The 21,951-nt window shown below is 63.0% G+C and carries 21 protein-coding genes and 2 pseudogenes; 15 read left to right on the top strand and 8 right to left on the bottom strand.

Annotated features, from left to right (window positions below):
• Window positions 1–324: 324 nt before the first annotated feature.
• The 3 genes from MF410_RS34575 to MF410_RS34565 all read left to right on the top strand — a co-directional run bounded on the left by MF410_RS34575 (window position 325) and on the right by MF410_RS34565 (window position 6,592).
• Entirely contained in the window at window positions 325–927 is a 603-nt protein-coding gene (locus tag MF410_RS34575; RefSeq protein ID WP_239621309.1) for a DUF1419 domain-containing protein, read from the top strand.
• A gap of 14 nt (window positions 928–941) precedes the next feature.
• Window positions 942–1,343 carry a DUF3085 domain-containing protein gene (locus MF410_RS34570; protein ID WP_239621320.1) on the top strand — a complete coding sequence of 134 codons (402 nt, stop codon included), beginning with the start codon at window positions 942–944 and terminating at the stop codon, window positions 1,341–1,343.
• Window positions 1,344–1,456: 113 nt separating this feature from the next.
• A complete protein-coding gene (locus MF410_RS34565) occupies window positions 1,457–6,592 on the top strand; it encodes a DEAD/DEAH box helicase family protein (RefSeq protein WP_239621308.1) in 5,136 nt (1,711 codons plus the stop codon).
• A gap of 312 nt (window positions 6,593–6,904) precedes the next feature.
• Here the strand turns inward: MF410_RS34565 and MF410_RS34560 are convergent, their stop codons facing one another.
• Window positions 6,905–7,252: a hypothetical protein gene (locus MF410_RS34560; RefSeq protein ID WP_239621307.1), complete on the bottom strand. Its 348-nt coding sequence runs from the start codon at window positions 7,250–7,252 to the stop codon at window positions 6,905–6,907.
• 475 nt (window positions 7,253–7,727) lie between these two features.
• Between MF410_RS34560 and MF410_RS34555 the strand changes: the two genes are divergently transcribed.
• The 7 genes from MF410_RS34555 (at window position 7,728) to MF410_RS34525 (ending at window position 14,065) form a co-directional block, all read left to right on the top strand.
• Entirely contained in the window at window positions 7,728–9,515 is a 1,788-nt protein-coding gene (locus tag MF410_RS34555) for a ParB N-terminal domain-containing protein (protein WP_239621305.1), read from the top strand.
• A gap of 92 nt (window positions 9,516–9,607) precedes the next feature.
• The gene (locus tag MF410_RS34550) at window positions 9,608–10,084 is read left to right on the top strand and encodes a hypothetical protein (RefSeq protein ID WP_239621303.1); all 477 of its coding nucleotides are present in this window, start codon (window positions 9,608–9,610) and stop codon (window positions 10,082–10,084) included.
• On the top strand, window positions 10,081–10,962 hold the full coding sequence (locus MF410_RS34545; protein WP_239621301.1) for a hypothetical protein: 882 nt from the start codon (window positions 10,081–10,083) through the stop codon (window positions 10,960–10,962). The genes MF410_RS34550 and MF410_RS34545 overlap by 4 nt, the downstream gene beginning before the upstream one ends.
• Window positions 10,962–11,327, top strand: a complete 366-nt coding sequence (locus MF410_RS34540; protein WP_239621318.1) for a hypothetical protein — start codon at window positions 10,962–10,964, stop codon at window positions 11,325–11,327. The genes MF410_RS34545 and MF410_RS34540 overlap by 1 nt, the downstream gene beginning before the upstream one ends.
• Window positions 11,324–11,752, top strand: coding sequence for a hypothetical protein (locus MF410_RS34535; protein ID WP_239621299.1), 429 nt, complete (start codon window positions 11,324–11,326; stop codon window positions 11,750–11,752). Before MF410_RS34540 ends, MF410_RS34535 begins: the two co-directional genes overlap by 4 nt.
• Window positions 11,753–12,236: 484 nt before the next feature.
• Window positions 12,237–12,824: a hypothetical protein gene (locus MF410_RS34530; protein ID WP_239621295.1), complete on the top strand. Its 588-nt coding sequence runs from the start codon at window positions 12,237–12,239 to the stop codon at window positions 12,822–12,824.
• A 314-nt stretch (window positions 12,825–13,138) separates the two neighbouring features.
• Window positions 13,139–14,065 (top strand): zincin-like metallopeptidase domain-containing protein, encoded by a 927-nt coding sequence (locus MF410_RS34525; protein ID WP_239621293.1) that lies wholly within the window; start codon window positions 13,139–13,141, stop codon window positions 14,063–14,065.
• Window positions 14,066–14,071: 6 nt separating this feature from the next.
• On the opposite strand, the gene MF410_RS34520 is transcribed toward MF410_RS34525, so the two are convergent.
• Window positions 14,072–14,248, bottom strand: a complete 177-nt coding sequence (locus tag MF410_RS34520) for a hypothetical protein (RefSeq protein WP_239621291.1) — start codon at window positions 14,246–14,248, stop codon at window positions 14,072–14,074.
• A 475-nt stretch (window positions 14,249–14,723) separates the two neighbouring features.
• On the opposite strand from MF410_RS34520, the gene MF410_RS34515 reads away from it, so the two are divergent.
• From MF410_RS34515 to MF410_RS34495, 5 genes are all read left to right on the top strand, one after another.
• Window positions 14,724–15,878 carry an IS110 family transposase gene (locus MF410_RS34515; protein WP_239621289.1) on the top strand — a complete coding sequence of 385 codons (1,155 nt, stop codon included), beginning with the start codon at window positions 14,724–14,726 and terminating at the stop codon, window positions 15,876–15,878.
• 554 nt (window positions 15,879–16,432) lie between these two features.
• Window positions 16,433–16,756: a DUF736 domain-containing protein gene (locus MF410_RS34510; RefSeq protein ID WP_077470714.1), complete on the top strand. Its 324-nt coding sequence runs from the start codon at window positions 16,433–16,435 to the stop codon at window positions 16,754–16,756.
• A 133-nt stretch (window positions 16,757–16,889) separates the two neighbouring features.
• Entirely contained in the window at window positions 16,890–17,201 is a 312-nt protein-coding gene (locus tag MF410_RS34505; protein ID WP_239621288.1) for a DUF736 family protein, read from the top strand.
• Window positions 17,202–17,521: 320 nt separating this feature from the next.
• Window positions 17,522–17,692: a hypothetical protein gene (locus MF410_RS34500; RefSeq protein WP_239621287.1), complete on the top strand. Its 171-nt coding sequence runs from the start codon at window positions 17,522–17,524 to the stop codon at window positions 17,690–17,692.
• A 297-nt stretch (window positions 17,693–17,989) separates the two neighbouring features.
• Window positions 17,990–18,163, top strand: coding sequence for a hypothetical protein (locus tag MF410_RS34495; protein ID WP_239621286.1), 174 nt, complete (start codon window positions 17,990–17,992; stop codon window positions 18,161–18,163).
• A 34-nt stretch (window positions 18,164–18,197) separates the two neighbouring features.
• On the opposite strand, the gene MF410_RS34490 is transcribed toward MF410_RS34495, so the two are convergent.
• The 6 genes and pseudogenes from MF410_RS34490 to traC all read right to left on the bottom strand — a co-directional run bounded on the left by MF410_RS34490 (window position 18,198) and on the right by traC (window position 21,886).
• Window positions 18,198–18,698, bottom strand: a complete 501-nt coding sequence (locus MF410_RS34490) for a thermonuclease family protein (protein ID WP_239621284.1) — start codon at window positions 18,696–18,698, stop codon at window positions 18,198–18,200.
• Window positions 18,699–18,723: 25 nt separating this feature from the next.
• Window positions 18,724–19,014, bottom strand: coding sequence for a WGR domain-containing protein (locus tag MF410_RS34485; RefSeq protein ID WP_239621317.1), 291 nt, complete (start codon window positions 19,012–19,014; stop codon window positions 18,724–18,726).
• Window positions 19,015–19,222: 208 nt separating this feature from the next.
• Window positions 19,223–19,420 (bottom strand): hypothetical protein, encoded by a 198-nt coding sequence (locus MF410_RS34480; RefSeq protein WP_239621283.1) that lies wholly within the window; start codon window positions 19,418–19,420, stop codon window positions 19,223–19,225.
• 27 nt (window positions 19,421–19,447) lie between these two features.
• Window positions 19,448–21,384: pseudogene (traG, locus tag MF410_RS34475) on the bottom strand (Ti-type conjugative transfer system protein TraG).
• Complete coding sequence (locus MF410_RS34470) at window positions 21,371–21,586, bottom strand: type IV conjugative transfer system coupling protein TraD (protein WP_239621316.1); 216 nt, start codon at window positions 21,584–21,586, stop codon at window positions 21,371–21,373. The pseudogene traG and the gene MF410_RS34470 overlap by 14 nt, the downstream one beginning before the upstream one ends.
• Before the next feature lie 4 nt (window positions 21,587–21,590).
• Window positions 21,591–21,886, bottom strand: a pseudogene (gene traC, locus MF410_RS36925) (conjugal transfer protein TraC).
• Between the last annotated feature and the right edge of the window lie 65 nt (window positions 21,887–21,951).

The raw sequence follows: 21,951 nt of genomic DNA, 5'->3' as shown, positions 1-21,951 counted from the left end.
GGGAAACACGATAGAATCCGAACAGCACCTCGGACTCGACCGAGATGCAATGATCCCCTGACCTGAAACGCGCGCCCGCATTCAGGGACAGACTAATTTTCGAGTGGGGCAGAAAAAGAGGGCAGGGGGAAGAAGGAGAATGTGGGAGTGCCGCATGCCCGCCGACTGCGTCAAGGGTGAAGCTTCGCCCGGCTGCGCCGGCCCTTGACCCGGCCGGACGGAGAGGCGGCTGCGGGGGAGGGGTCAGGAAGGGCTGAAGAGGAATGGTGACATCGCGAAGATGGCCGCGCTTCAGCCCGGACGAGGCCTTGAAGGAGCCCAGCCATGACCCTCTCAACAACCCGCAAAGTCTACCAGGGCATCGCCGACCGCCGGCAGATGTTCCGAATGTTCGATCGGCACGTCCAGCGTCCAAACCGTTGGGCAAATGATGACAGCGCGCTCTATCGCAGCGAATGGTTCGAACTGGACCAGGCCGGCCACGATTACATGTTCGAGATCCTGCCGCCGCTCTGGATGCGCGGCGAGATGTTTGCCATGCGCGAATTCCTGACAGGCTCGATCACCAGCATCTTCTTCACCCTCAGGATCGATGGTCGGATCCGGTATTTCCACGGCTATTGCGACCTCGCCGACAAGGGTTCGCCCGAGCGGTTGCGTGACGCGATCGTGGCCCGTGAGACCCGCCCCGTCCGGGCGATGACGCGCGACGAGCGCCTCGAGCACATCTGGTCGAGCAGCCATGACGATTATCGTGGTTACGCCGGCGACGGCTTTGCAGACTGCGACCGCGGCAAGCGCACCGTGCTGTTCTATGGCGGTCGGGATGGCACCACCTTGAAGCTGCTGGACCACCTCGCGGATGGTGAGATCGCGGCAAAGCTGCCGGTGCATTTGCGGTTCCTGCCCGACGAGATCGCGGCGTAAGGGAGGGGAGGATGATGTTGACCTTTCCCATCGCCGCCGTTCGCGAGGTTATCGCACGCGGCATATCCGACGCCGAAGCCAATGGCGGCTTTCGGGATCCCCACTGCGGATTTTCCGCGACCGACAACCGGAAACCCGGTCTCTGGCTCGTCGGAGACCATGGGGTCTATCTTTGCTCCAATGGCGCACTTGCCGAAGGCGCAAGGCCACTCGTGGTCTATGCCGAGGAATGCGATCCGACCAGGAACGACGACTGGTTCGAGGTCAAGCGCCGAACCTTCGGCGGCGACGATGGCGTCGATTTCCTCGACGCCGAGGGCCTTGAGGCGCTGATCGGGGCCGCTCCCGGCTGCACTCATCTGCAGATCGCCTTTCTGCCGGACGCCATGCAGCTGTTCGTGATCGAGCGAACCTGACCGATCGCCGCTGCGGGCGGTCCATGACACATTTTTTCAAAACCGCGCATGAGCGACCGGCTGGAAGCTTCCAGAGGCACGGGTTCGTGCGCCTGCAATCAGGAGATTTTCGCATGTCGCATGACGATCCCTTCACCATCGACCTGTTCGGCACTACGACGCTCTCGTCGGGACTTGGTCTCGGCGTGACCGCCTTCGCCGGCGATTTCGAGCCCGGTGACGACGATCCCGATCCGTCATCCCCCGCGCCGGCACTGCCTGTCGCAGCAACCCCGCGACAGGCGTCGGCTGCAGCCCGGGCGCGCGGAGCCGACTTCCATCTCACGACCGACCGTGGCCTCGCCCGCGGCTGGAAGCAACGCGCGCGCGACAACATCGCTGCAATCCGGCTTGCCGCCGAAATCGAGACGGACAAACGCCCCGCGACGCGCGAGGAGCAGGAACGGCTGATCCGCTTCACCGGCTTCGGTGCCTCCGATCTCGCCAATGGTGTCTTCCGTCGGCCAGGCGAGGCGGGTTTCCGGGCAGGCTGGGAGGCGATCGGCGCAGATCTCGAGGACGCCCTCGGTGAGGCCGACCGGGCGCTGCTTGCGCGCTCAACCCAATATGCGCATTTCACGCCGGAGTTTATCGTCCGGGCAATCTGGGCCGGACTGCTGAGGCTCGGCTGGCGCGGCGGCCGGCTGCTGGAACCGGGCATCGGCTCGGGCCTGTTTGCGGCGCTGATGCCGGAGAACCTGCACGATGTCTCCCATATCACCGGGGTCGAGCTCGATCCGGTCACCGCCCGCATCGCCCGTCTTCTGCAGCCACGGTCGCGGATCGTCACCGGCGATTTCGCGCGCACGGAGCTGCCGGCAAGCTTTGATCTCGCCATCGGCAATCCGCCCTTTTCCGATCGCACCGTGCGCTCGGACCGGGCCTACCGCACGCTCGCCCTTCGGCTGCATGACTATTTCGTCGCCCGGTCGATCGACCTCATCAAGCCTGGTGCGCTCGCCGCCTTCGTCACCTCGCAAGGGACCATGGACAAGGCGGACAGCGCCGCCCGAGAGCGTATCGCCAGGTCGGCCGACCTTGTCGCGGCGATCCGGCTGCCGGAGGGCTCGTTCCGTGCTGACGCCGGCACGGACGTCGTCGTCGACATCCTGTTTTTCCGCAAGCGCAAGATCGGCGAGCCGGAAGGCAATCTGTCCTGGCTCGATCTCGACGAGGTTCGCGCGGCCACAGCCGACGAGGGCGTGATCCGGGTGAACCGCTGGTTCGTGCGGCATCCCGAGTTCGTGCTCGGTACACATGCACTCACCTCCGGCCCTTTTGGCGAGACCTATACGTGCCTGCCACCAGACGGGCAGAATCTAGGAACCGATCTGGATGCCGCGATCCGCCTTCTTCCGGAAGGCCTCTACGACGGCGAGCCGACCGAAATCGATCTCGATCTGGACGACGACGGCGATCGTGTCGTCGAGCTGCCTGTTGACCACCGTGCGCGCGAGGGCAGTTTCCTCTTCGACCAAAGCCGCGGCCTCATGCAAATCATCGACGGGGAGCCGGTCACTGTCACCGTGCGGAAAGGGCGGACAGGCGAAGGCCTGTCGGAAAAACATATCCGCATCATCGCCAAGCTGATCCCGATCCGTGACGCCGTACGCGAGGTGCTGAAAGCACAGGAGCTCGATCGACCTTGGAAAGACGCGCAGGTGCGGCTGCGCATCGCCTGGTCAAGCTTCGTGCGCGACTTCGGCCCGATCAACCACACCACCGTCTCGATGACGGAGGATCCGGAAAGCGGCGAGGTGCGCGAGACGCATCGTCGCCCGAACCTTCAGCCCTTCCTCGACGATCCCGATTGCTGGCTGGTCGCCTCGATCGAGGATTACGATCTGGAGACAGATACGGCGAGGCCAGGGCCGATCTTTTCCGAGCGCGTCATCGCGCCGCCGGCGCCGCCCATCATCACCTCCGCGGCCGATGCGCTGGCCGTCGTGCTCAACGAGCGCGGCCATGTCGACCTCGACCATATCGCCGAGCTCGTCCACCAGGATCCCGGCGCAGTGATTGCGGAGCTGGGCGAGGCGATTTTCCAGGACCCGACTGACGGATCTTGGCTGACCGCAGACGCCTATCTCTCCGGCTACGTCCGCGACAAACTGAAGGCAGCGGAAGCGGCAAGCACGCTCGATCCTGTGTTCGAGCGCAATGTCAGGGCGCTGACCGAAGTGCAACCCGTCGACATCAGACCTTCCGACATTACCGCGCGTCTCGGTAGTCCGTGGATCCCCGCTTCCGACGTCGTCGCCTTCGTGCATGAGACCATGGGCACAGACATCCGCATCCACCATATGCCGGAACTGGCGTCATGGACCGTCGAGGCGCGCCAACTCGGCTACATGGCGGCTGGAACCTCGGAATGGGGGACCGATCGGCGACATGCAGGCGAGCTGCTGGCCGATGCGCTGAACAGCCGCGTACCGCAGATTTTCGACACGATCCGGGAGGGCGAAAGCGAGCGCCGGGTGCTGAACGTCGTCGACACCGAAGCCGCCAAGGAAAAGCTGCAGAAAATCAAGACCACTTTCCAGAGCTGGGTGTGGTCCGATCCCGACCGCACCGATCGGCTGGCAAGGGTCTATAACGACCGCTTCAATAATATCGCGCCGCGCCGGTTCGACGGGTCGCACCTGAGACTGCCGGGCGCCTCGGCGGCCTTCGAACTCTACCCGCACCAGAAGCGTGGCATCTGGCGCATCATTGCAGCAGGATCGACCTATCTGGCCCATGCCGTCGGCGCTGGCAAGACGATGACCTTTGCCGCAGCGATCATGGAACAGCGCCGGCTCGGCCTGATCGCCAAGGCGATGTTGGTCGTTCCCGGCCACTGCCTGGCGCAGGCCGCCCGCGAGTTCCTGGCGCTCTATCCGAACGCCCGCATTCTCGTCGCTGACGAGAACAACTTTTCGAAAGACAAGCGGGCTCGCTTCCTGTCGCGCGCGGCAACCGCCACCTGGGACGCGATCATTATCACCCATTCCGCGTTCCGGTTTATCGGCATTCCCTCGGCCTTCGAGCAGCAGATGATCCACGACGAACTGGAGCTCTACGAGACGCTCCTCACGAAGGTCGAAAGCGACGACCGGGTCTCGCGCAAGCGCCTCGAGCGTCTGAAAGAGGGTTTGCAGGAGCGGCTGGAAGCGCTCTCGACCCGCAAGGACGATCTCTTGACCATCGCCGAGATCGGCGTCGATCAGATCGTCGTCGATGAGGCGCAGGAGTTCAGAAAACTCTCCTTCGCCACCAACATGTCGACCCTGAAAGGCGTCGATCCGAACGGTTCGCAGCGCGCCTGGGATCTCTATGTCAAATCCCGCTTCATTGAGACGAAGAACCCGGGCCGGGCGCTGGTGCTGGCCTCGGGCACGCCGATCACCAACACGCTCGGCGAAATGTTCACCGTACAGCGGCTGATGGATCATGCAGCACTTATGGAGCGTGGACTGCACAAATTCGACGCCTGGGCCTCGACCTTCGGCGACACCACGACCGAGCTCGAGCTGCAGCCGTCAGGCAAGTATAAGCCAGTCTCGCGTTTCGCGAGCTTCGTCAACGTCCCCGAGCTCATCGCCATGTTCCGCTCGTTTGGTGATGTCGTGATGCCGGAGGACCTGCGCCGGTATGTGAAGGTGCCTGAGATCTCGACCGGCAAGCGCCAGATCGTGACCTCCAGGCCGACGGCTGCGTTCAAGCGCTATCAAACGGTGCTCGACGCCCGTATAAAGGCGATCGAGGAGCGCGACCGGCCGCCGGAGCCCGGCGACGACATCCTGTTGTCGGTCATCACCGATGGACGCCATGCGGCGATCGACCTGCGCCTGGTCGATGCCGACAATGATAACGAGCCGGACAACAAGCTCAACAGCCTGATCGCCAATGCCCTGAGGATATGGAAGGAGACTGCTGCAAACACCTATGTCCGCCGCGACGGCAAGCTGTTCGAACTTCCAGGCGCAGCACAGATGATCTTTTCCGATCTCGGCACGATCAGTGTGGAGAAGACGAGAGGGTTTTCCGCCTATCGCTGGATCCGCGATGAGCTCGTCCGTCGCGGTGTGCCCGCCGCCGAAATCGCCTTCATGCAGGATTATCGCAAGGCGGAGGCCAAGCAGCGGCTGTTCGGTGATGTGCGTGCGGGAAAAGTCCGCTTCCTGATCGGCTCCTCCGGGACGATGGGCACCGGCGTCAACGCGCAGCTGCGGCTGAAGGCCTTGCATCATCTCGACGTTCCCTGGCTGCCGTCGCAGATCGAGCAACGCGAAGGGCGCATCGTGCGACAGGGCAACCAGCATGACGAGGTCGACATCTTCGCCTATGCCACCGAAGGATCGCTCGACGCGACCATGTGGCAAAACAACGAGCGCAAGGCCCGCTTCATTGCCGCTGCCCTTTCCGGCGACACGTCGATCCGGCGGCTCGATGATCTCGGCGAGGGGCAGGCGAACCAGTTCGCAATGGCAAAAGCAATTGCCTCCGGCGATCAGCGCCTGATGCAGAAGGCCGGCCTCGAGTCCGACATCGCCCGTCTTGAGCGGCTTCGCGCCGCGCATGAAGACGATCAGTTCGCCATCCGCCGACAGATCCGAGACGCCGAGCGCGACATCGACACCTCGGTGCGGCGCATCGAGGAGGTCGGCCAAGACATTTCGAGCCTGGTGCCGACGGCGGGAGATCTATTCGCCATGACAGTCGACGGCAATCACCACGACGACCGAAAATCCGCCGGCCGCGCATTGATGAAGGAGATCCTTACCCTGGTGCAGCTGCAGCAGGAGGGCAGGGTTCCGATCGCCGCGATCGGCGGCTTCGATCTCGTCTACGAGGGCAAGCGTTTCGGCAGAGGGGAGGGCTATCGATATCAGACGCTGTTGAAGCGGACCGGCGCCGATCACGAGATCGATCTCGCCGTCACGGTCACGCCACTCGGTGCGGTCTCCAGGCTCGAACATGCGCTTGGCGGCTTCGAGGAGGAGCGCGAGCGGTATCGTCATCGGCTCGTGGAATCACGCCGGCGGCTCGCCTCCTACCAATCACGACTGGGTGGAGTGTTTGCCTTTTCAGGAGAGTTGGCAGACAAGCGCCGGCAGTTAGCCGAGGTGGAAAGGGCGCTTGCAGCGGATGTGCAGGCGGATATCGCCCGCGATTGGGCGGGCCGCCTGAAAGCTGATCGAGTGCAGTGCAGTGCAGCATGCGCATGACTGCATTGCACAATAAATGATTTGCGTTTGGACAAAAAGCAGGCATCCTGCACACAGCTGATGCATTTCGCGGTGTCTCCTCCCAGCGCCGCCGCATCGGCTGTTCCCCTCTGGAGGTTTATTGACCTTCACACTTAAAGGGCCGCGGTCTCCGCTGGCCCTCTTTTTTTGCGCTAAGCAAGTCCCTGCCGAGTCAAAACGCCTGCTCGTTGGGTTCTCCGGTCATCATATATGGGCTCGTTACCGAAGCAGTCGTTGCTGTCGCAGTCGCAGCTTGGGCTAGGTGATCGCCCGGTCTCCAGGCGGTTTTCTTCAACGCATCGTGGGCCCGGACAGCGGCAACAGTTTCAAAGTCTCCTTGATGACCTTGCGGAACTGGCGCCAGTCGGGAAGTGTCCGTTCGTTCACCCGCTGCTGGATAGCTGTCAGTATCCAACCGACGCAGGCGATGTCTTCCACCGCTCGATAGTTATTGGAGCGCTGCAGGCAGGCAACGATGCGCGGTCGGGCGTCGACGCCGTCAAGCGGGATGCCGGTGATCAAGTCTTGCGCCTCGCCGTAGGCCACTGCAATCCGCTGCCGATCGTCAGGGCCGCTCTGGGCGATCATGCCGCACGTCCAGTCAAGCGCGTCTACAAGTTTCTCGATTTCATCGTCCATGTCGAATTGGATTTCTCCAGGAATAGCTTCAGGGTGTTCGTGAGGGCGAGAGACAGGCCGAATTTTCGGCCGTCCCCTTTGCGATTTTTCCCATCGTCTCGACCGGCGGGATCGGTCGTGGATGCAATCGCCCGCGTCCTTTTGCCATTGGAACGACGATGGGTGCAACCGCCTCTGATGAATAGTCAGTCGCGTTCCGCGCGCAGGAAGTGGGAAAAGCAGGAATGAGAAGGGAGAGAATTCCCGTTCGCAGATCGGTCCGCCCATCGCCGCTGACGCTCAACCGCGCCGCTCGCAATCCCGGCCACTCGTCCTCGCAGGGCCATGAGCCCCGCTTACCCTTCGCGGCAGGAATGCTCGGCCGCAGTTGCGCCGGCCTGCCCGCCCCGCGCTCCGGAAGATGTCTTCGAGAGGAATGAAGACATGAAGGAGCGGCAGGTCGCCGCGCCGAACCCGGACAAGAGGAGCTTTCCAGATGCATATCCTGAAACTCGACCCGCGTGCGCTGAAGGACAATCCCGACGATGCCCGCCGCTCGAAATCTTCCCCGCAGGCCGATGTCCTGCTGCTGGCGACGGTAAAAGCGGTCGGCATTATCCAGCCGCCGGTCGTCTCACCGGAGGCCGAAGGCGGCAATGGCTTCGTCATTCAGGCGGGCCACCGCCGCGTGCGCCAGGCGATCGCCGCCGGGCTCGAAGAGATCGACGTCCTCGTAGCTGACGCGGCCAACGACAACGGCGCAATGCGCTCGATGATCGAGAATATCGCTCGCGAGCCGCTCAATCCCATCGATCAATGGCGCGGCATCGAGCGGCTGGTCGCGCTCGGCTGGACCGAGGAGGCGATCGCCGTGGCGCTCGCGCTGCCCGTTCGGCAGATCCGCAAGCTGCGACTGCTCGCAAACGTGCTTCCCGCCATGCTCGATCAGATGGCCAAGGGCGATATGCCGAACGAGCAGCAGCTCAGGACGATCGCGGCTGCCTCGCACGACGAGCAGAAAGAGGTCTGGAAGGCGCACAAGCCGAAAAAGGGTGACACCGCTGCCTGGTGGCAGGTCGCCAACAGCCTCTCGAAAACCCGCATGTATGCGCGGGACGCGAGTTTCGGCGACGATCTGCGCCAAGCCTATGGCATCGAGTGGGCGGAGGACCTGTTTGCTCCTGCGGATGAGGACAATCGCTACACCACCAATGTCGAGGCGTTTCTTGGCGCCCAGCAAGAATGGATGTCGAGCAACCTCCCGAAGAAAGGTGCGATCGTCGAGGTCAACAATTGGGGCCAGCCGGACCTGCCGAAGAAGGCGGAGCGTGTGTACGGCAAGCCGGGCAAAGGCGACTGCACCGCAATGTATCTCGATCGCGAGGGCAAGGTGCAGAGCGTGCATTATCGAATGCCGGAGGGCAGGAAGTCCGCCGGTCAGACCGGCCCGGCAGGCGACGGGGCAGAGGAGGCCAACGACGGGGTGGCGGTCGCCGGAAAGACCAGGCCCGACGTCACGCAGAAGGGCCAGGACATGATCGGTGATTTCCGCACCGATGCCCTGCATGAGGCGCTGGCCCGCGCCCCGATCGAGGACGACATGCTGATGGCTTTGTTGGTCATGGCGTTTGCCGGCACGAACGTCCGGGTCGATTCCGGCTCTAACGACACCGTGTTTGGCTCGAAGCGGTTCCAGCGTCATGTCGCGCATCTTTATTCCACGGACGGCAGGCTATCGTTCGACATGGACAGCGTGCGCGTCACGGCCCGTTCGGTGCTCATCGACGTGCTCTCTTGCCGGCGCGGCATGTCGAACAGCGGCGTCGTCTCGCGCATCGCCGGCGAGGCGATTGGGGCGGACGGCTTCTTGCCGAACATGGGAACAGAGGATTTCCTCCTTTGCCTGTCGCGCCAGGCGCTGGGGGCCGCGGCCAAGGAGGCCAACGTTCAGCCCCGGGCGCGGGTCCGCGAAACCCGCGCAGCCCTTGTCGACCGCTTCGCATCGACTGAGGCAACCTTCGTCATTCCGGCGGCGCTGTTTGCGCCTGACCCGAAGGACATCGCCGATCTCCTGAAGCACGCCGATGCCCCCGACGAGGAAAGTGGCTTGGCCGAAGAGGCGACCGGCGATATCGGCGGCGATGTGCAGCCGGACGATAGCGGCGACGCCGACGGTTCAGACGCACCGGGTCCGGATCAACAAGACCCCGACGCCGGTTCGGTGACTGAAACTGATGATGCCTCCGACGAGGAGGAAACCGCCTACGGGATCGCGGCGGAATAGCCGCACCGTTCTTCCCGCTTGCTCTTCCGCCGCCGGTCGCCCCGGCGGCGGTTTCGTTTCCACCACCTGCAAACCTTGAAGGAGGATGCGCAATGTCTGCGTCACTGATTTATGATCTCGCTCCGATCGGATCCGTCGTCGCCTGGTCGGATGGCACCCCACAACCACCAGAGCGGTTCAAGAAAAAGCTCGCCGTCTGGAAGACCCGCAACAGCCAGGGCCGGCTGATCCGCAAGGAGGGCGAGCGCAGCCTCGGCGCCACCAGCCTCTCAGCGTATTTCACGCTCCACGAGGGCGATCTCGGCGCAAATGGCGTCATCGCCATTCGCATCCACCGCACCTTCTCGCTCGACAGCACGCTCACGTTCAAAGTCATTGAGCGACCGGCGCTCGGATCTGTTCGCGTCTTCGATCGCGCCGGCGCACACGCTGAACTCGTCCATCTCGCCGTCGATCGGCCGGCGGCCGAGGAATGGCTCACCCGGCACGGCTATCCCCATGCCGTTCTGGACGAGGTGACCGCCGACGAGGTTGCCGCCGATCACGTCGAAGGGAGGGTCGCGGCATGAACCCGGCGCCCTCGATACTCACAGAGGTCTCCACCCCTGAAGATTTAGGGGTGGAATTCGCCAGAGCCACCGACGGCATGGCTGTCGCGCGTATCGGCGATCTCGTCTTTGCCATGGTGCCCGCCCGTGATGGGGGCTACCTTCTCGCCAGTGCTTGGCGCGTGTCACGGCCGCTCGCCACCCTTACGCGCGAGGATTTCTATTCCCATCATGGCGCGGTCGCCGACGAAGCAGCCTTTCGCGACCGCATGATCGAGCAGGCGGAACATTGCCGCGAGCTGCGAGTGCTTTCCCGACAGAGCGTGCGAATGACCTGCAGCACGCCTTGGGGTCCGTCGCAAGACGCCACCGTCTACGCCGAGGGTATCGTCTTCCATATAACCGCTGGCCATGGCGGCTTCAAACTCTCGCCCTCCCGAAACGCCTCTGTCCATCCGACGCTTCGGGTCGAGAACGGTTTCTACGAGGAGGACGTTGCCTGGGCGGTCGTCGCCCTGACTTTTCCGGACCTGTTCACGGCGTACGAACGCAGGTGCGCCGACAAGACGATCCGCGACAGTTGGCCGGATGCCTGGGAAGCGATCCACGGTCACACGCTTGCGCCAGGCGAGTCCCACGAGAAGGACCGACGAGCGTTCGCGCGGAAGCATGCTGGCTGGATCGTCATTTCGGCCCTGCGGTCAGACCATCATCCCGGGAAGACGGAGGTGATCGCCACGATCGGCGGCAAGCGCGGCGACCATGTGGACGAGCGCCGCTTCCTTGTGCCGAGCGATGACTATGCAGTCGGCCGCTTCGGTTTCGTCATCGATGAGGCGAAGCATGCCGCCTATGACGGCCCCTCAAGTTTCGCCGGTTGGCGCGGGAGGGTGGCGTGATGGCCGATCCTCAGCAACAGGCGGCGCAGCTAACCCGCATGCAAGCAGCGCGGTGGCAAACACAGCACCAGCTCGATCTCATCGATCGGCAGATCACGCGGCGCATGACTGCGCTTATTCCACTGCTTGGCCGGCGCCAGCCTGGCTACCGCCGCGGCAAGCCGCCGGAGCCGGGCGCATTCCTCGAACGCTACCGCGCAAATCTGGCAGCTCTGACGGCCGAGCGTCAGCCTGAAGTCGATGCGCTCACGCGAAAGCTCGCCCGGCAGGACGCGGCAATCGCAGCGCTGCGAACACGTCACCCGCTGCCTCCGGGTCGGACTGATGGAGGCAGCGAGCTGCCAAGGGAAGGTGTACGGACATGAGCACCATCGGCGAACTGGAGCAAAGGGCAGGCATCGGCGCGACGCCTGAGGAGCGGACGGAATTCTGGATGCGGTTCCGCCACCTTGACGGGGCCGAATGCCTGAGAGCCGGTGTGGCTGAACTCAACAGGCTGATCGCCGCAGAGGAGGCAAAGCCAACCGCAACGAAGCCAGTCACGATGCGGTCGAGGTTCGCAAAGCTGCCCCCATTGACTGCCGAAGAGGAACGGGCGCTTCAAGCCTATGCTGTCAAGCACGGCCGACGCTGGAAGAGCATCCTCAACCATGTCTGGATGGGCGGCGCGCCCCACGACGATGGCGGCACCTTGCGTCGCTTGCGCAATTCCCATGGGCCGACCTGGCTGCAGTCCTATCGTCTGCCGAAGCGTTACGCCGCCCGGCAAGATGCGGATGAGTCGGGCTGACCGCTGAGACGCTGGATCTGGTGCCCGGTTCACCGGATGGTCGCTCGAACTCGGCAGTCACTTGCAACCACAATCGCACCGGCGACGGCTCCCATGAGTCGGGCGTTTGTGGGATCGCCCGTCGAGCCCCCAAGCCGCTCTTGGCGGGTTGGTTGCGATTTGCTGCAGGTCGTCTTGCTCATGTCATTCCGGTCGGAGCATCCCTTGCCGGACCGCCCTTCGGTTTTGCTGCGGTCTGAACCGCCGGCCGTTCGTTTCAAGGCCGCTATCGCGCCGCGCGGCGGCCGGATCCCGCCGTCCTCGGCAAAGCAGGACCGCGCGCCGCGCAAGGGTTTTACCCTGCTTGCACGCAGGCCCGGCTTCGCTCGTCCAGGCAGGCCCGGACCCTGATACGCCCGTCTTCCGCCGGTTCCTTTGACCGCACCGAAAGGCAGACCGGCAAGGGCCGGAGCCGCTTCGGAGGAAACTGAGAAAGGACGAACCCATGGCAAAGCCCGCAACCCAAACCCGCCAGTCAGCGCGCGTCGTACAGCTTCGAAAGGGCGCCACCCTGGAAATGGTCCGGCTCACCTGCCCGGACGCCGCCCAGGCGATGGCGATCGCCGAAAGTTTCGGAACCGCCGTGATCGACGGCGATGGTGTCCGCGACCTGCATGAGCGCCTGATCATCGAAACCGCCGACAGTCTTTCCGACGGGCTCGGCGAACGCGCCATGCAGATCCATCTGCAGCGCATCGTCGGCGCCTATGTCGGGTCCGCGCATGGCGCCGGCCAGTTCTACTCCCGCGCCGTCTCCGAGGCTCGCGACGCCACCGCCAAGGCGGCCAATGATGCCCGGGACGAGGACCTCGATGGTCCTGTCGGCTACGACAGCGCCGCCCAGCGCAAGCGTGAGTTCGCAGCCGACATGGGCATCCAGGCCTTTTCGCTCCGGATGGCCGCTGAGGGCGCTGTCGCCGCCTACGAGCAGATCGTTGGCGAGGTCTGGAAGCCCTTCGATCGCCCGGTCGAAAACCCCGGCGCCTCACTCGACCGCAAGGCGGCCGAGGCCCAGATGGCCGCACTTGGCTGATCACTCCCCGGCGGGGCTGCGGTCCCGCCTTTTCCCCTGCTCCGACGATGGCTGGCTCCTCGCGAGCCAGCCTCTCATCATGTCCACGGGTAAGTTTCCCGCGGCTCGGAAGTATGAGCTGGAAAAGGACGATGCGAGGCCATGCGCGGCCCGTCCCGGTTGTCGGTTCTGCCGGGGCCGGCAGCAAATCGCAACGGCTTTGCCGTCCTCCACTGACGTTGCGGCCTTCGGTGCATTCGCTGCCCGAGTACCCCGGCTCATGAACCTCCGTGACGGGCCGCGATGGTCGTGGCCCGATGATGGAGTCCAAGAACATGACGAATAGGAAAAACGAACCTCGCACCGACATCTATGCGCGGATTACAGACCGGATCGTCGCCGACCTCGAGAACGGCGTTCGACCTTGGGTGCAGCCCTGGAGCGCCGGCAGTGCCTCCGGGCGGATCACTCGGCCGCTCCGCCACAACGGTACGCCCTATTCGGGCATCAATGTGCTGCTCCTCTGGTCTGAGAGCATCGCCCGGGGATTTTCGTCGCCCACCTGGATGACGCTGAGGCAGGCCAACGAACTTGGCGCGCAAATCCGCAAGGGTGAAACTGGCGCCACCGTCGTCTATGCCAGCCGCTTCACGAAGACCGAGAAGGACGCAAGAGGCGACGACATCGAGCGCGACATACCCTTCCTCAAAACCTACTCGGTGTTCAACTGCGACCAGGTGGAGGGTCTGCCGGATCAGTTTTACCAGCGACCCGATCCGGTCGCCGAGCCGTTCGAACGTATCGAACACGCCGACCGCTTCTTCGACAACACGGGCGCCGTCGTGCGCTATGGCGGCGACAAGGCCTACTACGCTCCGGTTACGGACCACATCCAACTGCCGCAGCCGGAATCTTTCAAGGATATGGCTTCATTCGTTGCCACCCGGGCGCATGAAACATTGCATTGGACTGCGGCTCCCGATCGGCTGAACCGGGATCTGAGCCGCTACCATAAAGATCGCGGCGACAGGGCCTTCGAGGAAATGCTGGTCGAGCTTGGGAGTTCTTTCCTCTGCGCCGACCTCGGCATTGTTCCAGAACTGGAGCCGCGGCCCGATCACGCCAGTTACATCAAGTCCTGGGTGACTGTGCTTCAGGACGACCGAAAGGCGATCTTTGCAGCGGCGGCGCATGCGCAACGGGCTGTGAGCTTTCTGCATGGCCTGCAGCCGGACGCCGCCGGCCAGCGGCTCGCTGCTTGAGACTGGTCAGCGCCGGTCGTTGGCCTCGCCAGCGGCCGGCAAGACTTGGCCGACGGTCGCGGTGGGCGCGTCACGATCGGCCCTGAGGTTCAGTTTGCCCCAGATCGAGGTTTGCCGGTCGATCGGCTTGAGCTTCCGGGACGGCTTGATTTCGACGATAAACGGCTTTGGCTGCTGACGCATAGATCCTCCAGGCGACGAATCGCAAGGCGCGACGATAACGCTGAGATTGGGCAATGCAACGCCCTGCGCTCGGTGGTTCTGCCAGGCCTGGGCTTGGTGTGTGGACAAGATAGCGGACCGATCTATGCAGCGTCCGGGCAGGCGTCGGGGACGGGCTGCCATTGTCATATCCCTTCGAGCACTGCAGCAAGCCACGTCCTTCGCGGGCTCGATGAGGCATGTCTGATCGAAGACCGGCTTCGCCTCGATCGTCTTCCCGCAACGGCCTTGCAAAACTTTCTTCCCCTGACGGCAATGCCGCCATTCCTCGCGGGGCAACAAAGTTTCTCCTGGCCGCCCTTCATTTCATTTCGGCCCTCCGGGTGCGGTCCGATCGTCCCCGATCCTTGCAACAGCCATCGAGATCCTATGAGTAATGGCGGCGATCTGTTCTGATCTGGTTGACGTCAACGCCGTTGCGGAAAGGAGCAGGACGATGTCGCAAGATAATGCTCATGCAGCAGATACTCCTCGAGGTGAACTCGGTGCGATCTTCGCCTCGATCGAATTGAGCAAGAAGACGTGGCTGCTAACCACGATGTCACCGGGCGCCGGTGACAAGATGTCCCGCCACATTATCGCCGGAGGCGACATTGGCAGCCTCTTTGCCCAGTTCATGGCCCTGAAGCGGAGGGCTTACGACCGAACCGGTCGTCACTATCCATTCGTTATCATCCAGGAGGCCGGCCTCGATGGCTTCTGGGTTCACCGCGCGCTGATAGCCGAGGGTTATGATAGCCATGTCGTTGATGCAGCCTCGATTGCCACGTCACGCCGCAAAAGGCGGGTGAAGACCGATAGGTTAGACGGGGAGAGTTTGATCCGAGCTTTGCTTGCGTTCAAGCGCGGAGAGCCGCGCGTCTGCTCGATGTTGCGAGTTCCGAATCCGGAGGAAGAAGATCGTCGGCGCATCGTGCGGGAGCGGAAAGTTCTGATGGAAGAGCGTATCCGACACAGCAATCGTATCAAAGGTCTGCTCTTCTCGCAGGGCGTCACCGGTTACGATCCCTCGCGTCGCGATCGACGAGAGCAGCTGGAGATGCTTCGCACGGGCGACGGGCGGCCTTTGCCCCCGAACATGAAGCGACAGGTCCTGCGAGAGTTTGACCGCATGGAACTGCTGATCGATCAGATCAGGGAGGTCGAGGCAGAGCGCGACGACATGCTTGCCAGTGAACGGCAATCTGCTCGCGAAGTGGTTTTGCTGTCAAAGGTCGTCGGCATCGGGCCCGAGTTCGCTGCGGTGCTGTGGGGCGAGGGTCTGTTCCGGCACTTCGACAACCGGCGGCAGGTTGCCGCTTATGCGGGTTTAGCACCAACGCCTTGGCAGAGTGGTTCGATTGACCGTGAGCAGGGGATCGGCAAGTCCGGGAATCCTCGCCTCCGATCAACTCTGCTGGAGATGGCCTGGCTTTGGCTGAGGCACCAGCCATCATCAACGCTCAGTCGTTGGTTCAATGAGCGCGTCGCGCAAAACGGTGGCCGCTTCAAGAAGGTGATGATCACGGCGCTGGCGCGTAAGCTGGTGGTGGCACTTTGGAAGTACACCAGCGCGGGCGTCGTGATCGAGGGCGCGGTAATCAGGCCGTGACCAGGTAAGTGCATACCAGTTCGGCACAGGCCTGATCAGCCTCGCCGGAACCAGGTGGACGACCGCACCGCGGCCTGGCTTCAAACGCCGTCATCGAGAATGGTCTCGTCCTCCTGAGCCCTCGCCGCCGCAGGCGGGATTATGGTGCGGCCGTTGGAAACGGCGACCGGATATGAGGTTGATACGTGCGTGGCGCGGATCAAAAACGGGCTCAGACCAAGGTTCACCGGGCGAATTTAGAACTGCCAGCAGTGCCGGCTCACGATTGGAAGTCCGTTGCCAGCATCGTTCTCGCGAGACCGGTGTCCGGGAAGCCGCCCCTTGCGACCTCTCTTCAGGCGGGTCTGACGCCAATCTGTCCTAGACCTGCAACGGCTTCGCCGAACTTCTTCCCCTGCAGCTTTGCTGCATTCCTCGCGGGACAACAAGTCCGGCTTTCGCCGTCCTGCGCTAGCGCTGCGGTCCCTTTGGGATGCAGTCGGCCAGATCGGCGCCTCACGACCGCTATCGAGGTCGCAAGGGGCGGCTTCGGCAACTCAGTAAGGAGAACGACAATGGCTACCATCGGAACCTTTCAGCAATCCGGCAACGACTTCAGCGGCGAGATCGTCACCCTTTCCCTCCAGACCAAGAACGTCCGCATCGTTTCGGATACGCGCTCCAGCGGCGACAACGCTCCCAGCCACCGCGTCTTCGTCGGCCGCATCGAAATCGGAGCCGCCTGGTCGAAGCAGTCTAACGAGGGCCGCAACTACCTCGGCCTCAAGCTCGACGACCCGAGCTTCACCGCTCCGCTCTACGCCAATCTGGTCGAAGACGAAGATGGCAAGGCCTTCAGCCTCATCTGGTCGCGGCCGAACCGCCGCTCCGGTGACTGACCTTTCCCAGTGTGACGCCCTGTACCTGGGGCGTCACAACAAACCCAACCTGCCGCTCGAACAGCAACTTGACGAGTGGCTCCTCATATGAGGCCACGATGGGCGCGGCCCGAAACAGCAAAGGAATACGACAATGGCAACTATCGGCACCTTCACCACCACCGAAACCGGCTTCAACGGCTCGATCCGCACACTCGCCCTCAACGTCAAGGCTCGCATCGCCCGCGTCGAAAATCCCTCCGACAAGGGGCCGCACTTTCGCATCTACGCAGGGGCCGTGGAGCTGGGCGCCGCCTGGCAGAAGCGCTCCGAGCAGACCGACCGCGACTACCTCTCGGTCAAGCTCGACGATCCGAGCTTCCCCGCTCCGATCTACGCGACGCTGACTGAAGTCGAAGGCGAGGACGGCTACCAGCTGATTTGGTCCCGCCCGAACCGCGACTGAAAGGTCCAGGCCCCGCCCGACGAGGCGGGGCTTCCTCTACTCTGAGACCCAAGCCGGAGACGGGCGTCGAGCCCGTCTCCGGCTTTTTTTGGTGCCACACGGGAGGGAGGGATAGCTGCTCAGAACCCGGCATTGTGCCGCTCGGCGATACCGGCCTCAAGGATGAGCGGTAACCCCCAATTTTCTCCAGGCGCCTGGCAGCACCTTCCGAAAATCGGCTCCCCCACTCCCCGGCACTGCCGGTCGCTTGCGCGATCCCTGACCCCGCCATCTCCTCCCGGCCGCTGTCGTCGTCTTTCACGAAATCAGGAGAACTGACGATGACATACGCCCTGGAAATCCAAATAGAGGAACTGCGCCTGGAGCTTCGAAACGCATTTGACGCCAGCGAGCGCCGCAAGATCAAGGCCGACCTGGAATGCGCTCAGGCCGAACTGGCCGTCATCATTGCCGAACAGGATGGGCGCCTTGAAGCGGAGCCGCCTTTCTGAGCGGCGCCCAACATGTCTCATTTTTACACCTGTCGGCCTGTTTCGACGCCAGCTGCGGTGACAGGTATCGCATTTCTCCTTGTCGACAGTGGCTATCGACACCCGGGATGTTGCAGGCCGGTCGTCGGGCAGCAACCCGTCGTCGCGAGAGTTTTCCCCGCCCTGCGGCTCCTCGCGATCCAAAACTCAGGCGCCTCCGAAGTCCTCCGCTTTGCTGCGGCCAGAATGGTGCTCCCCTCCTTGACCCGGCCCGCGGCCTATCCCCGCGATATCCGCAATCGACAAGGAGAAAACATCATGCAACGTCTCGCCCAATTCCTCTCAGCCACCGGCCGCCAGCTTCGCAACCTCGGCAAGGTCATCTGTCATTTCTTTCGCAAGGGCAAACTCGGCCTGAAGCTCGCGATCAAGATCCCGTTCTTCATCGAAATCGAGATTGCCTTCGAGCGCGACGGCACACGCCGACACTGATGGCATAACCGAGTGGCCCGCCGAAACGGGCCATTCAGCACCACGGTTGCCGCCGGCCGGACCATGTGCGCGCCAAGCCTTCCGATACCAGGATATTGCCCAGGCTCTTTCCATTCCGAATGAGGACACGGAGCTTACGACCGTATCGGTCTTTGTCACGGGCCGGCCAGGCATGGAATTGGAAAGGCGCCTGATTGACAAGCTCGATCAGCCGGTCCGTCGCGCGACGTCCAAGTGCCAGCTCAGATGCGCACTTCGGCTCGCTGACCTCAGGAGTATCGATATCGGCAACACGGATCTTTTCGCCTCTGATCCAGAGCGTGTCTCCGTCGACGACACAGGTCGTCCGGTTGCCGGCTTCACATTTGCGGAAGACGGCTTTCACTACAATCGCCTGCGTGAGTGTCTTGGCCAGCGCCGTACCGACCGAGGGCGTAGAATTGAACGTGAACGCAACAGCCACGGCAGTAATGGTCCTTGTGATGGCGTGCGCGCGTCTGCTCTGTTCGTGTTTCTTGCTGCGCTTGAATGCCATGCTGTCCGTTTCACTATGCTCGAGATCACCGCCGGATATCATCGATCAGTGTTCGATGAGTTGCTGACAGATATCGGTCTCGTGGAATACCCCGATGGCGTTTCTGCCGCACAAGATCAAGGAAGAGTTCGACCGCTTCCTTCTCCTGCGCGAAGTGATGAACCTTCATCTGCCCCTTGCCTCCAATCCGTCCCCATCGCCGCGTCAGACATGTGTCGCCAAACAGCGTCGGCTCGATCGAGACGGCATAGAACCGCGCCATGTTTCGTTCGGGTTCGGTGCGCTCAATATAGAGATGGTAGGGTTGCGCGATCATGGCGCCAGAATCGGAGATTGTGCCGCTCACGTCCAACGAGAGATATGAATCGGTCACCCCGGATCGATTCAATCTGGTGAAGTGTCGCGGGTGCAGATTCGGGCGGGGCGCTTTCGCACACGGCTCTATTCGCGTCCGCGAACGAAGCCCAAATCTGGTCTTCGCCCATCCCGGTAACGATCCTCCCGCACGTGCCGGAAGCCATCGGTCAGTATCCGAGATAGCCGAGAATATCGGCGCCATAATACTCCCCATGCTCATCCGCGTGGGCGATGACGTCTCCGATCTCCTGATCGACGAGCGCGGAATCGGTTTCGCGCACAACGGCGACGATCTGATGCTTGCGGCATTCCGCGATTGCCTCTGCCGCCGTCACCTGTGCCTCGCACGCTTCCCAATATCGCATTGTCTGTTTCTTTCCGCGCGATTGCACTCACATGCGCTGTTCCGCCGCTTCCCGTCTCGTGTGGAAACGGTTGTCGCCGACGCACGCCGTCATGTCGGATCGGCGAAACCAGATCGCGCGGCCACATCGCAGCGGCGGATTGCCGGAGGTGAACACGATCTGCTCATCGCCGCGCATCTGCATGACCTCGTAGGGCAGGATAAGCGGCCGGCGGCTCAGCTGCTTTGAGCGCGAGCGCGACGCCCCAGACGACTGGCTGGTGCGGCTTGTCTGATCGACCTCGATGGTGGTCTCGCCACAGCGCCGCGACAGATAGTCGGCCGTCTCGGGATCGTTGATTGCTGCAAAGGAAATCCAGGACGCGGACTCGAACCATTTCGAGCTGGCGTCGCGGCCGCCATAGGCTTCGCGCATCTGGCCGATCGACTGGAAGATCAGCGTCAGGCTGATCCCGTATTTGCGTCCCGCGTCGCGCGCGGTTTCGAGGATGCGGAGGTAGCCGAGCCGAGCCACCTCATCGAGCAAGAAGAGCGTCCGACCCGTCACCTCGCCATTGCGATTATAGAGCGCGTTCAGGAAAGAGCCGATGACGACGCGCGCGAGGCCTGGATGCGCTTCCAGCACTTTCAGATCGAGCGCAATGAAGATGTCGGTCTCGCCTTTCGCAAGCTCATCGGTGGAGAAGCTGTTGCCTGAGACGAGCGCCGCATAGTTCGGATAGGAAAGCCAGTGCGTTTCCTTGACCGCATTGGCGTAGACCCCGGAAAACGTCTCCGGCGTCATGTTGACGAACACTGCCACGTTCTCCTTGACGAAGGCGGACTCCGAGCCTTCGTAGATGCGCGTCAGCCGCTCGCGCAGCTTCGGTTCCGGCTCGGATAGATTGGCCCGCACGCGCCGCAACGTCTGCTCCTTCTCGTCGGTATTGCCGGACAGACAAACGTCGGCGATAAGGGCGGTCAAAAGCTGCATGGCCGAGGCACGGAAGAAGTCGTCGCGCGCCGATGCCGCCCGTGCATTGTCGGTCATGATCCAGGTGGCGACCGCAACGATATCTTCTTCCTTCGTCGCTCCGAAGCGGCCGATCCAGTCGAGCGCGTTGAAGCCGATCGCCGGCGTCTCCGGATCAAGGACGATCACCTTGCGACCCGCCTTGCGGCGGTGGTCGATGACCATCGGCGCCACCTCGCTGGACGGATCGAGCACGACCAGGCTGCCGCCCCATTTGAGTGACGTCGGAACCGTCACCGAAGTCGTCTTGAAGCCGCCGGAGCCGGCAAAGACGATGCCGTGCGACGAGCCGAAGGAGCCGTCGAAGCAGAGCAATGATGACTTGCCGCCGGTGCCCCAGCTCTCGGCGGCGTCAGCGCGGAACGCCGTTGCTCCGACGCTGTCACGATCGACGCGGTAACGCTCGCCAACAACGATGCCGCCGCTGTCCGGAAACAGCTTTGCCGCGTCCGCCATGCTCATCCAGTCGGCATCGCCATGAACCGCGCGTTTTCCCGAACCCGCCGTGGCTCGGCTCTCGCAAATGCCGCATTGCCACTGACCGCAACCCGCATCGCGAAGATCCCGGAGAGCACCGCAGCCGCCGTGCCGATTGCCGCCGACGGATCGACATAGGCGAGGACCGACTGGCCAGCCGGCACATTTGCGTCGATGCCGAGAAGCCGCATCGTTTCGCGCAGCGCGGCGATCAGTATGACCGCGACGCTTCCCGTCACAACGCTCCAGCCCGCAGCCTTGATGTACACCGCACCGTTCGCAGCAAACAGGAACATCACCCCGGCGCCGGCGGCGATCGCATAGGGAAGCGCTAGACCGACACGACCAAGCATTAGCTTCGCCTGCGCCGTCTTGCCGAAGCCTGCGAGCCACTGCTCGATGCCGGGAACCAGGATGGTTGCTGCGATCATGATCGTCGCGGGCAAAATGGCGAGCAGAAACTTATTCGGGGTCATGGCCGAACGCCTCCGCCCCGATCGCCGTCAGCCGCACTCGCTCGCTGTCATCGCCCCGAATGCGCGCCGTTGCATCGATCAGCATTCCGAGCAGCAGCGCCCGCTTCTCGTAACGCAGGCCCGCTTTGACGATCAGGCCGCCGAGCTCGATTTTTTCCCGCGCGTCTTTCTTTCGCGCGTCTGACGTCATCACCTTCGCCATCCGCTCAAGCCTCGCCAGCGCTGCTCTGAGCCGCGCCAGTCTCGTCCTTCGTGGGCGATGCGCCACCGGAACTGCCGTCCCCGGCATTCTTCTTCCGGTTGCAATTCCCTTGCCTCCGCGAAACCGCTGGGCAACCTGCTCGAACGCCGCCTGTAGCTCGGCCTCGTCGATCTCGATCTCGCCCAGGCCCGCCCTCAGTGCGACGCGACCGATCCGTTCGGCCTCGCGTATCTCGGCGGCTTTCAGCTGTTCCTGCAGCCGGGCGATTTCTTCCCTGATCTTCGATGATGGCTTCTTCATTCCGGACGCCGCTCCTTTGGGGATCTGGTGTTGTCTCTTGAGCACCAGACTCTCCCGAAAGGGCC

It is taken from the genome of Rhizobium sp. C104 (assembly GCF_022354505.1).
GTDB lineage: Bacteria > Pseudomonadota > Alphaproteobacteria > Rhizobiales > Rhizobiaceae > Rhizobium > Rhizobium redzepovicii.
The sequence above is the reverse complement of the archived record's forward strand: the minus strand, read 5'-3'. Positions and strand labels throughout refer to the sequence as shown.